Source organism: Testudinibacter aquarius (assembly GCF_004342725.1).
Taxonomy (GTDB): Bacteria; Pseudomonadota; Gammaproteobacteria; order Enterobacterales; family Pasteurellaceae; genus Chelonobacter; species Chelonobacter aquarius.
The window spans coordinates 19,588-31,896 of record NZ_SMCP01000011.1 but is presented as its reverse complement, the minus strand read 5'-3'; the positions used below and the strand labels follow the sequence as shown (position 1 = coordinate 31,896).

The window sequence follows — 12,309 nt, the reverse complement described above, 5'->3', positions numbered from 1 at the left end:
GGTGTCCTTTAAATAATGTTCAGGCTACGACCGGCGTAACCCCTTTTTTCAAAATAATATTGCCGTATTTTGCCAATTCACCGCTGACGACAACGGCATAGGCTTGTTGTGCACGTTGGTAAAAGGCAAAACGATCAATCTGTTCAATGCTGGGCAATGGTGTGATATTGGGTTGAATTGCGGCTAAATAGCGGGCAGCAACCGTGGGGTCGAGGCTGTCGCCTTCGACGGCAGCCATCATAATCAATGGGCTATCAACGTATTGATCTAATTCGAATAGTGGTGTAACTGCACTCAGCAGCACATCAATTTTAATACCGTCGGCGCGTACCACTTGTGAGTGCAGTTGGTGCGCCGGAAAATGGGCATCGGCAAACACGATTTCATCGCCGTGCCCCATTTCAGCCAAAATTTTTAACAGTGTCGGCGAAATTGCCGGATGAATTCCTTTTAACATGGGTTTGCTCCGTGTTGAATGTAGTTGGCCAACCATTGTTGATAAGCTGGGCTGTCGGCAGAGGGCTGAATCGTCTTGCGCTGCGGCTGCATTTGCTGTTGAGCAACGTCGGCATTTTGGTAATATTGTGCGCCGGCAAAGGTGAACATCGCTGCGCCTAAGACCGTGGCTTCAGCCACATCCACAATTTCGATCGGTAAACCCAATACGTCGGCACGGATCTGGTTCCACAAACGGTTTTTTGAGCCGCCGCCAACGCAAATCAGGCGCTCAGCTTGAAAGTGACTGACTTGTTCCAATGTGGCTAAGCCGTGTTTTAATTGATAGGCCATATATTCCAAGGCGGCACGGTAAACTTCAGCTCGTTGCGAATGCAATGAAAGCCCTACGATTTTGCCATGTTGAGCAAATGTTTCGGCATCGTTGAAACTACCGTGCCATTCCACGCCGTTTGCGCCTAATGGTACGGTTTCGGCTTCGCTGATCATGGTTGGGTAGTAATGTGGCATCTCATACACATCGCGGTAGAACAATTTGCCGACCCATTCCAATACGCCGGAACCGAGCCATTGCACACCGGGAGTGTAGTAGTCGGTTTTGGCATCAAATTCGGTGGTTAAACCGTGATGAATTAAGTCAAAGTGCGGTTCGACTTTAGCAGTGCGTGCCATCAAGATTTCCCAAGTACCGGAGCTTAACACCGGCTGATTTGGCTTAGCGCCGGAGCCGAAAATCGCAAATTGGGTATCATGACCACAAGAGATCACCGGAATACCGGCGGGCAAGCCCATTTGATGGGCGATATTGGCTTGCAATTCACCGATTGGTGTACCGGCTTCGACGATGGGCGGAAAATGGTGCTTGGTTAAATTCAATACCGACAAAATACTGGGATCCCAAGTGCCACTTTGCAAATTGGTCAACATAGAGGTGCCAGCCATGGTTTTGTCGGTGCTGAAAACCCCGGTTAACCAGTGGGTCAACATCGAGGAGATAAACACAAATTTATCCATTTGTTGATAAATTTCCGTTTGGTTCTCTTTCAACCACAGCAGTTTGAACAGGGTGTTGAAGCTGTACAAACCGATGCCGTTGCGGGTATAAAGTTTTTCAATCTCAAAATAGTTGCTGATATTTTGCATAATTGGCAGGGTGCGTGGGCATTTCCACGAGATGATCGGATAAATCTGCTTGCCGTCACGGTCAAACGGCGCACCGTCCACACCGAAAGTGGTGACGGAAATGCCGATAATTTCTTGAATATCATGATGTTTATGGGTTAATTGCACGACCACATGGCGGGTACACTCGGATAACTTATCGCAAATTTCAGCAAAATCCCAAATATGGTAATCGGTCGACTCGGCGCCGACTTTGGTATTGCTGGCGATGTGGTGTGCCGCTAAAATCTGCCCTTTTTCATTTAGCGCAATCGTGCGGGTATTGGTCGCACCACAGTCGAAAATCAGTACAATAGGCATAAAGTTTCCCTAAGTGCGGTCAGGGCAGAATCGGTTTTCTACTGTGACCGCACTTTGTGTTATGGCATAGTTTTATTGCATGCTATTTGGTGAATCTTTTAACGATAGAGTGGTCCGAAATTCTCGCAAGCTCGGTAATCTTGACCTTCTTTATCCATACCAAAGGCATTCCAAGTGCTTGGGCGGAAAATATGTTTCTCTTCCACATTGTGCATACACACCGGAATCCGCAGCATGGAAGCCAACGTGATAAAGTCGGCGCCGACATGACCAAAGGTAGCAACACAGTGGTTGGCGCCCCAATTTGCCATCACCGAATACACATCGCTGAATGCGCCTTTGCCGGTGAGGCGTGGCACAAACCAGGTGGTTGGCCAGGTTTCGTTAGTGCGTTTATTCAGAATATCGTGTACTTCCGGCGGCAGATCAATCGACCAGCCTTCAGCGATTTGCAATACCGGTCCGATTCCTTTGATAATATTGATACGGGTCATGGTGAACGGCATGCCACCACGAGTTAAATATTGTGAAGAGTAGCCGCCGCCACGGAAATATTCATGCACCGCCGGGCACCAACGGGTGTTTTCCAGACAACGTTTGCCGTCAGCTTCGGTGACTTGCCACACGGGTTTAATCACTGGCTTGCCGTTTTGATCTTGATGTTGTCCGGTGCCGTCCAACGCCGCGGAACCGGAATTGATCAAGTGGATAAAACCGCTCTCCGGACGGAAACCGGTGACACGTTCCACCGCATCTTCGCTCCAATATGTTCGCACATCGGCAAATATCTGCGCCTGCCCAGTCAATTGATTGCCAAACAACATACAAACGGCATTGAGTGAGTCATTCTCGGTTGCTAAAATGTATGGCGGACGCACGCCGCTCCAATCGTAGCTAGAATTGAGAATGGCTTCCATAAAATCGCCGTTCGGCATGTGATCGGTCCATTGGCGTTGCCCTTGGAAACCGGCAGCAATCGCATTGTGTCCCAACGCTTCTTCCCCGTAATTCAGCTCAGCCAGTTTTGGATTACCTACCATCAGATCACGGGTGATAATCGCCATTTTCACCACGTTTTCCCAAAGCTCAGCACGTTGTTCCGCCGTTTTTTGGTTTTCCGGTGCATTCACATCGATGCCTTCCTTGCAATATTCTTTCACCCAAGTCAGCGCCAGATCGACTTCCGCTTGATCATAAATATGGCGATCTAAGCGACGTTTAATCTCGGTCATATCAACATATTCGTTGCGCATGCCCAGATATTCTTGGAAGAAGGTTTGATTGACGATTGAACCGGCAATACCCATGGAAACCGAACCAATTGAAAGATAGGATTTGCCGCGGATATTGGCAACAGTTAAACCGGCACGGGCAAAGCGCAACAGTTTTTCTTGTACATCCGGCGGAATAGAGGTGTCGCTGGATTCCTGCACTTCGGTGCCATAAATTGAAAATGCTGGCAACCCCAATTGTGAATGGCCTGCCAATGCGGCAGCCAGATAGACTGCGCCTGGACGTTCGGTGCCGTTAAAGCCCCAAATCGCTTTTGGCATATGCGGATCCATATCAATGGTTTCCGAACCGTAGCACCAGCAAGGTGTCACCGTGAGCACCACGCCGACATTATTCAGCTTGAATTTTTCCGCACAGGCAGCCGCTTCAGCAACGCCACCAATGCAACTGTCAGCAATCACACATTCGACAAAATCGCCATTGGGATGGCGAATTTCAGTCGTTAATAATTTTGCAACGGATTTCGCCATTGCCATAGTTTGCTCTTCCAGTGACTCACGCACGCCTAGACGGCGCCCGTCAATTGTCGGGCGAATACCAATTCTGATCGGTTGGGATTTTGCTATGCTCATTGTATTGTTCCTCTTTTAATCCATCACTAATGAAGTAAATTTCAGTTTGAAAATGGCTTTCTGAAAACTATCTTCGAACTAGCGATTAATTGAGAAAAGGATTTTGTTTAAACAAGGTGCATTGTTGTGAGCTTAATCACGAAAACAGCATAAAAAAGAGAGAAAAGTGCGGTTGAGATTGCCCGAACAATTTTAATTAAAATAAATTCGGGCAAATCGGGCATTTTTAAGTGGTGATTACCAATAAATTTTGCTGATCGCAATAACGTTTTAATTCATCATTCGGCAGTTGATCGCAAAACAAAATATCGATTTGCGATAGATCGCAAATCTTCATCAGGCTCTTACGCCCCAATTTACTGTTATCAACCAGCAAAAATTTTTGTTCGGACGCTGCCATAATTTTACGTTTGATCGAGGCATTTAACTCATTTGATTCCCACACCGAACCGCCTTCATCGACACCGATACAAGAAAAAATCCCGATGTCGATGTGCAAACGCTGCAATAATTGTTCCGATAACGGCCCGTAAAACGCATCGTATTTCGCAGAGTAAACGCCACCGGTAGCAATGGTTTTGATGTTGGATTTGCCAGATAACGCATTGATATTGTGCATTGCATTAGTGACCACGGTGCACGGTATATCGGGCATTGCCTGTGCGAAAAACCAACTAGTGGTGCTGGCGTCCAAGCCAATCACCGCTCCCTCGAACATATACTCGACCGCACTTTCGGCAATCAAACGCTTGGCGTCTGAATTGTTTTTTTGCCGAGCTTGAAACGAATGCCCCACATCTTTAGCTTTCAACCCGACTGCACCGCCATGAGTGCGGTGCAACAACCCTTTGCGATCCAGCTTGGTCAAATCGCGCCGAATGGTTTCCAGCGACACCGCCAAATCCAGTGCCAAGATATTCACATCGACTTTCCCTAGCTTGTTAATCTGTTCCAGAATAAAGCGTTCTCTCTCTTTCATGATTAATTTCTCATTATAAAAAACGGTCAAATCGGGCATTTTCGATTATAAGGGGAATTGCGGGGGATTGGTATGTTTTTGTCTAAATGAAAGAAAAGGATATGCCATTCAGACTATCTTTTTCTAAGCTTTGGGTTTGTTGATCTTTGTCTATAGCTCAAATTATAAACAAAGATCAACAGCTCTTAATACTGTCCTATTAAGTAGTCAGAAATGATTGAGAAAAAATTTGTTATATAATGGCTCTGCGGCTTCTGCCCATTCTCTATACTGTTGGTATAGTGCATTATACTGTTGACTTCTGTTTTCATTTGGATAATAGGTTTTTTCCATTTTGCTTGCCATAGCCCCTTGTGCTAATTCAACTGTGGCGAAAACCTCTGCTGCAACCGCCGCAAAAATAGCGGCACCTAATGCACAACATTGATCGGATTTTACAATTTGAATAGGTTTTTCCATTACATCGGCACAAGTTTGCATCACGACCGATGATTTTCTTGCGATTCCGCCCAATGCAATAATTTTTTCTACCGGTACTTGCTGTGAACTGAGGCATTCCATAATCATTCTGGAACCGCAGGCTGTCGCAACAATCAATGAGCCGAAAATTGAGCTAGCATCGCTTCCTAAGCCGATACCGGAAATAACACCTTTTAATTTTTGATTGGCAAACGGCGTCCTTCTGCCGTTAAACCAGTCAAGTGTTAACGGTAAATGTTCCAGCCGAGGATTTTTATCCCACTCCTCTGCAAGAGTAACTAATAATTTTTGCCTGAAATCCTCAATTTCTGATTGTAACTGTGGTTGTTGCTGTTTTAAATGTTCTAAAGGCCAGCTCAGTACTCTTGCAAACCAAGCATAAATATCGCCAAAAGCTGATTGTCCCGCTTCTAATCCTATGGCATTTGGAATCACGCTACCATCAACTTGTCCGCATATTCCCTCAATAGAGCGTTTATTTACCGTTTCATAGTCTGTGATTAACACATCACAGGTTGATGTACCAATAACTTTAACTAAGGTATTTTTAGAAGCGCCAGCGCCGACAGTACCCATGTGACAATCCAATGCGCCACCAGAAATAATCACATTTCTGGGTAAGTTTAACTTTTTCGCCCATTCGGAAGTAATAGTTCCGACTGCCACGTCAGCGGTTTGGGTTTCAGTAAATAGTGGAGTTTGTAAATTTCCTGTGATTGATGGATGCAGTGCTGTTAAAAATGCTTTTGAGGGTAAACCGTTCCAGTCTGGATGCCACAAGCTTTTATGCCCGGCAGTGCAACGTCCTCTTTTTAGTAAGCCTGGATGAGTAGTACCGGATAAAAGTGCGGGCACCCAATCGCATAATTCAACCCAATTCACAGCATGTTGTCTTACTGCTTCATCAGTAGATTGTATATGGGTAATTTTTGCCCAGAACCATTCAGCAGAGTAAGTACCGCCGATATATTTAGTATAATCGGGATATTTTCCACTATGGCACAGCTCGGTAATATATTCTGCTTCTTTGGTGGCAGTATGATCTTTCCATAAAATAAACATTGCGTTTGGGTTATCTTTAAACGACTCATTTAATGCTAAAATGTTTCCTTCCGCATCGATTGGCGCCGGAGTTGAGCCTGTTGCGTCAATCCCAATACCAACGATATTTTGCCGAATTTTTTCATCAATATTTTGTGTGATTTGACAAATAGCTTCTGTCATTGATTCAATATAATCTAAAGGATGATGGCGGAATTGGTTATTATCTGAATCACAATAAAGTTCTTTCTTCCATCGAGGATAGTTACTGACGTATGTTGCAACTTCTTCTCCACTTTGACAGTTGACTAACAACGAACGTACAGAATCACTGCCAAAGTCTAAACCAATAACAAATTGTTCTGACATAATAATGCCCCTCTATAACTATTTTCTTTTGGTAAAAAAGTTAAATTGATATTTCTGTAAGAAAATAAATACAATTAATAATGCACCCCAAAGAGCCATTGTAATGTAACTACTTAATCCAATAATATTTAAACCGCTTTCTAATGTTTGTAACAAAATTAGAGCAGCCAAAATGCCTATTAATTTTCCTTTACCACCATCAGGATTTACACCTCCCAATACGGCTGCCAGAATAGCTGTTAATAAATAAGAATCGCCGTAAGATGCTTTGGCAGAGTTAAGTTTTGACATCATTAAGAGTGCGGCAGCAACACAAAGTATAGAAGAAATAATATAAACTAGCACAATAACTTTTTTTGTGTTGATGCCAGAGAAATAAGTTGCACGCTCATTATTTCCGATAAAATAGATCGATTTCCCCAACGTGGTTTTATCAAAAATAATCCATGACATGATAGATAAAAAGAGAAAAATAATTAGTGGAATTGGAATGCCAAACCAAACACCGCTATTTAAAATTAAAATATGATCGGAAAAGTTAGAAACTGCAGAACCTTTGGATCGTAATACATTTAAACCATTCAGTAATGTCATTGTTCCCAGTGTTGCAAGAATTGGTGATACCCTGACAATAGCGATTAATAATCCGTTTACTAATCCGATTATGATTGCTGTAATTAAGCCTAATAAAATAGCGATAAAAACAGATGTAGGATAATGTATAAGGTAAAATGCCATAACCAGTGAGCAGGAATTCATCGTGGCAATAATGGATAAATTGATTCCACCTATCAGCATGGTGATCGCCATTGCCAGTGTTAGAACACCAAGAATAGGGATTTGTGATGCTATTGATTGGAAATTATTGAGTGACCAAAAAATATCAGGAATAAAAAAGCTAAATGTAAGTATTATTATAATCAATAGTATTATCAAATACCTAAAAGAACTGTCATTAAATTTATGCATAACGGCTATACTCCTATTTTCTTCCGTTGGCTCCATGCAGTCATACTGACACTGAATACAATAATTAAGCCGGTTACTACGGTTTGCCAGTATGATGAAATACCTAAAAGATTCAATCCATTTTGAATTATGGCAAGTAAAATAACCCCCATTATGGTGCCTGATAGAGTTCCTTTACCACCGATTAAACTGGTTCCACCCAGTACAACTGCCGCCAGTACTGTTAATTCATAACCTAATAATGAATCGGGTGCGACCGTTTGTACGGTATATGACTGTACGATACCAGCAATACCGGCAACAAATCCCATATAACCATATACAAAAAGATGTAACTTTAATAAACTGAATCCAATCCGTGATGCCGCTTCTGCATTACCCCCCAAGGCATAAATTTTTCTTCCAACACTGGTTTTATTCATTATCAATCCGGTTAGCAAAATCACAGCCAGTAATAAAATAAATTGAAATGAAAGTCCATATTCGAAACCGTCTGCTGTTGTTGCTTTAAAGATAATAATTTCTTGTTGAAACCATGCGGGGTAGTCATATAACCAAGTTCCTTTAGTGATGTAAAGTAACAAACCATAAAATATATTCAATGTTGAAATAGTGATAATGATAGAAGGTACTTTCAGTTTATTCACGATTACTGCATTAATTAATCCTAAGGAAACTCCAGAAGTAATTGAAATCAGAAAAACAACTAAATAATTTGCATCATGTTTCATGATAAATGAAACCATAATATATTGCGAAATGATTGTAATTGCCGGAAACGAAATATCAATCCCACCTGAAATGAGTACGATAAATAATCCACAAGCTAAAATAGCCAGCATGGAATAACTATTGATTACATCATAAAGATTTTCTATCGTCAGAAAGTCATCTGTTTTGAGTGATAAATAAATAGATATTGTTAAAATCGTTACAATCAAAAAGAAATTCTGTGAAATAGATTTATTTTTCATTGATTGCCTCCAAGATTTCGCTCTCACTTGTTTCTTTGACGATAAACTCATGACTTATTTTTCCGGATTTCATCACAAAAATTCGGTGGCTATTATAGTAAGCCTCTTCAACCTCATCCGTAATAAAAATAACTGAAATACCTTGTATGGAAAGGGATTTTATAATATTAAATATTCCTTCTTTATTGGCAATGTCAACGCCAATTGTCGGTTCATCTAAAATCAATAAATCCGGTTTGATTGCTAGCCATTTAGCGATTGACACCCGTTGTGCGTTACCGCCCGACAGTGTATTTACCGGAAGATCTGAATTGGGTGATTTTATTTTTAACTGCTGAATCAAATGATTACTATAAGATAAAACATGTTTTTCATTAATTAAACCGAATTTTGAGGTGATTTTATTGAAGATCGTCGAAATAATATTGTCTTTGATTGACGAGTTCATTACCAGGCCAGTTGCCATTCTATCCTCTGATACATACCCGATACCGGCAGAAATTGCATCACGATTACTTTTGAATACAACTTTTTGGTTGTTTAAAATAATATCCCCACTATCTGGTGAACTTACTCCAAATAAGCTTAAACAGAGTTCTGTTCTGCCGGAGCCTAACAAGCCGATTATTGAAATCACTTCTCCTTTTTGTAGAGAAAAAGAAATATCCTGATATTGGTTTTCCTTAGATAATTTATTAACTGTCAGAAGGGGTTTTGAATCAGCAACAGGTAATAATCTTTCGTAATGAAACTCTATACCGGTCATTAAGTAAGCCAGCCTTTTTTCATTGATTTCAGTGATTGGATAGCTACCGACTAAACCTCCGTCTTTGAGCACCAGCACCTGATCTGAAACCTTAATAACTTCGTTTAGTTTATGGCTAACGAAAATAATGCTAATCCCCGTATTTTTAAGTTGTTGAACAATTTTGAGTAATGATTGAACTTCTTGTACGGTTAAAGAAGCTGTTGGTTCATCCATAATAATCAAGCGCGCGTCTTGAGCTAGCGCACGACATATAGCAACCAATTGTTGTTGGGCAATCGAAAGTGTTTCTACCAAAGCATCTAACGTTAAGTTGGCGTTGATATTTTTTAATGTATTATCTGCAATAGCATAAATATTTTTCTTACTTGATAAAAAGTGATCATGATGTAAATTAATCGCAATATTTTCAGCCACAGTCAAATTAGGAAATAGCGAAAGATCTTGATAAATTACCTGAATGCCTTTTTTGATCGACTCTTTGGGTGTTAGCTTGTCATATTGATCAGAGTCTATTGTTATTCTTGCATTTTTATCCGGTTGATAAACGCCGGATAAGATCTTAATTAATGTTGATTTGCCACAGCCGTTTTGTCCGGCTAAGCAAAGTACTTCACCTTGATTCAAGGTTAATGAGACATTATTCAATGCTTTCACACCATAAAAGGTTTTGGAAATATTTTCCATGGTAATAAAAGTCATAATAACCACCTTTACTATGAAGATTGATAAGCAGGATGATGGATTCCCTTTTTATATAGCGGGAATCCATACATTTTTAGAAGAATTAATAAAGGCTATCAATATTTTCTTTTGTGACTTTTAAGACTTTATGGAACTGAATCAGACGATTCTCTTTATTTACGTTTGCTTTTCCTACATTTGGAATTTCAAACCCCTGAGTAATGTCTTCACCTTTTAATAATTTGGCAGCAACTGCAGCTAAAGCATAACCGCCTGAAGCTGGGTCATAGGTAATTCCCATCGTGATATTGCCACTTTTAATCAGAGAGGCGGCTTGCGAAGGAATCATCATACCAAAGACAAAGAATTTATCTTTCATACGTTTTTCTCTGACTGCTAGCCCTGCTCCGATCGGACCTTGTGAACCAAAAGAAACCACTGTTTTCAAATCAGGGTGCGCTTTCATTAAATCTAGTGTAGTACGGCGCGCATCATCAATATTTTCCGCTACCGGCATACGAGTTGTTACTTCAAACATCTCTGGATAGTGTTCTTTTTGGTATTTTACAAAGAGATCGGCCCAAAGGTTATGCTGTGGCACAGTCAAGCCTCCGACATAAATTACATATCCGCCTTTACCTCCCATCACTTTTGCTACCTCTTCTACGTTGTCAGCTGCAAATTGTGCATTATCAATGATTTCAATATCCCAATCCGCACTTGGTTGCCCGACAGATTCATGCGTTAGTACAACGATTCCTTGCTCTTTGGCTTTTTTGAGTACCGGTTCTAGAACATTTGCATCATTTGGTACAATGGAAATTGAATCGACTTTTTTAGCAATCAAATCTTCGATTAATTTTACCTGCTGTGGCGCATCTGTACTGGAAGGACCTACTTGATAAGCATTTACGCCAAAATCTTTTCCTGCTTGTTCAACGCCCTCAGCCATACGATTGAACCACGGCATACCCGCTATTTTGGAAATATTGACTATTTCAACCTCTTTTGCCATTACATTAGGTGTAAGAACCGTCATGCTTAACAGTCCTGTTAAGAATAGATTTTTCATGGTCAGCTTTTTCATTATTCACCTCGTTATATTATTAAATATGGGTATTTTTGCTAATGGTATATTACATCTTTATCAATGTACATGACCAAAAAATAACATAACATATTGATTTTTATAACAATAAAGTCATTGCAATATGCTGTATTTTTAGTCTGTAGGAATAATAGGCTAGAATTAGGGGGATTTATATGTAAAATTTGGCTATTTATATAGATTATTTGGCAGAAAGATTTTTTTTGTGATGTAGGTCACTTGCCGGTGATTATCTGGAGTGGCGAAAGCGCGAAGGGCTAGTGCCACAGTATTTTTTAAATACTTTTGAGAAATAAAATTGGTCATCAAATCCTAATTGTTTGGCGATACTCATAATCGAGATATCTGAGGTATAGAGTAATTTCTTGGCATTTTCCATTCTTTGATTATCACGCCATTGCGTAAGGCTCATGCCTAATTGTTCCGAAAATAAATGTGTTAGTCTGGAGGTTGATAGATTAACTTTCTTGGCAAAATAGTCAATTTTATGGTTTTGTTGTAAATCGTTTAAAATCAAATTGCATACCGTATCAATTCTGAGATCCAACTCATTATGTGATTTATGCTCTAAATTTTTTGGATCAAGTTTGGCACATTTAATCAATAATAATTCTAGAAAACACATTGTTGTATCTTTGGCAAAAATATCGTTTGCTTTGGATAGATTTTCAATTTTAACGAATAAGTCCAAAATAGCTTGATATTCTTCTTTGTCTTGAATACTCAAACGCCCAATCCCATTTTCCGTTGACGACCACCGGAGCCAGTCTATCCAAAATGTTCTGGGTCTAAAATAAATCCATTGGTGATACCACGAATAATACGCAGGTTCTCGGCAGTAATAATGTATTGTCTGTGGAGAAAACAACAGCAAATCTCCTTTGTCTGCCAAAAAGGTTTTTTCTCCATCAAATATAGCTCCTCGGCCTCTGGTAGTTAAATTGATAATGTAGCCTTTTATACCTTGTGGACGATTGATAATGTAGTCAAGATAATTATCTTTTTCAATCAATGTACGACCAGCGACTAAATCCATATCAAACGGATAGTCGGATAATAATGGAATATTTTCTTTTGGTGTATTCGGATTCATTTGGACTTCCTTGGTTTACACAATACGTTATAATTAAATTTTA

General features: G+C 40.4%; 10 protein-coding genes. All 10 read right to left on the bottom strand.

Translation table 11 applies throughout. From position 1 onward, the window contains the following. Positions 1-19: 19 nt before the first annotated feature. The gene (gene fucU / locus EDC16_RS10680; protein WP_132967845.1) at positions 20-457 is read right to left on the bottom strand and encodes an L-fucose mutarotase; all 438 of its coding nucleotides are present in this window, start codon (positions 455-457) and stop codon (positions 20-22) included. Continuing rightward, complete coding sequence (fucK, locus tag EDC16_RS10675; protein ID WP_132967844.1) at positions 451-1,938, bottom strand: L-fuculokinase; 1,488 nt, start codon at positions 1,936-1,938, stop codon at positions 451-453. Before fucK ends, fucU begins: the two co-directional genes overlap by 7 nt. Positions 1,939-2,036: 98 nt before the next feature. Then, positions 2,037-3,803 (bottom strand): L-fucose isomerase, encoded by a 1,767-nt coding sequence (fucI, locus tag EDC16_RS10670; protein WP_132967843.1) that lies wholly within the window; start codon positions 3,801-3,803, stop codon positions 2,037-2,039. A 226-nt stretch (positions 3,804-4,029) separates the two neighbouring features. Next, positions 4,030-4,782, bottom strand: coding sequence for a DeoR/GlpR family DNA-binding transcription regulator (locus EDC16_RS10665; RefSeq protein ID WP_132967842.1), 753 nt, complete (start codon positions 4,780-4,782; stop codon positions 4,030-4,032). A 207-nt stretch (positions 4,783-4,989) separates the two neighbouring features. Further along, the gene (locus EDC16_RS10660; RefSeq protein ID WP_132967841.1) at positions 4,990-6,672 is read right to left on the bottom strand and encodes a ribulokinase; all 1,683 of its coding nucleotides are present in this window, start codon (positions 6,670-6,672) and stop codon (positions 4,990-4,992) included. Between the two features lie 18 nt (positions 6,673-6,690). Next, positions 6,691-7,641, bottom strand: coding sequence for an ABC transporter permease (locus EDC16_RS10655; protein WP_132967840.1), 951 nt, complete (start codon positions 7,639-7,641; stop codon positions 6,691-6,693). A 5-nt stretch (positions 7,642-7,646) separates the two neighbouring features. Beyond that, a complete protein-coding gene (locus tag EDC16_RS10650; protein ID WP_132967839.1) occupies positions 7,647-8,615 on the bottom strand; it encodes an ABC transporter permease in 969 nt (322 codons plus the stop codon). Beyond that, positions 8,605-10,083, bottom strand: a complete 1,479-nt coding sequence (locus EDC16_RS10645) for a sugar ABC transporter ATP-binding protein (protein ID WP_132967838.1) — start codon at positions 10,081-10,083, stop codon at positions 8,605-8,607. Before EDC16_RS10645 ends, EDC16_RS10650 begins: the two co-directional genes overlap by 11 nt. 85 nt (positions 10,084-10,168) lie before the next feature. Further along, complete coding sequence (locus EDC16_RS10640; protein WP_416069077.1) at positions 10,169-11,104, bottom strand: substrate-binding domain-containing protein; 936 nt, start codon at positions 11,102-11,104, stop codon at positions 10,169-10,171. A gap of 298 nt (positions 11,105-11,402) precedes the next feature. Beyond that, the gene (araC, locus tag EDC16_RS10635) at positions 11,403-12,266 is read right to left on the bottom strand and encodes an arabinose operon transcriptional regulator AraC (RefSeq protein WP_132967836.1); all 864 of its coding nucleotides are present in this window, start codon (positions 12,264-12,266) and stop codon (positions 11,403-11,405) included. Between the last annotated feature and the right edge of the window lie 43 nt (positions 12,267-12,309).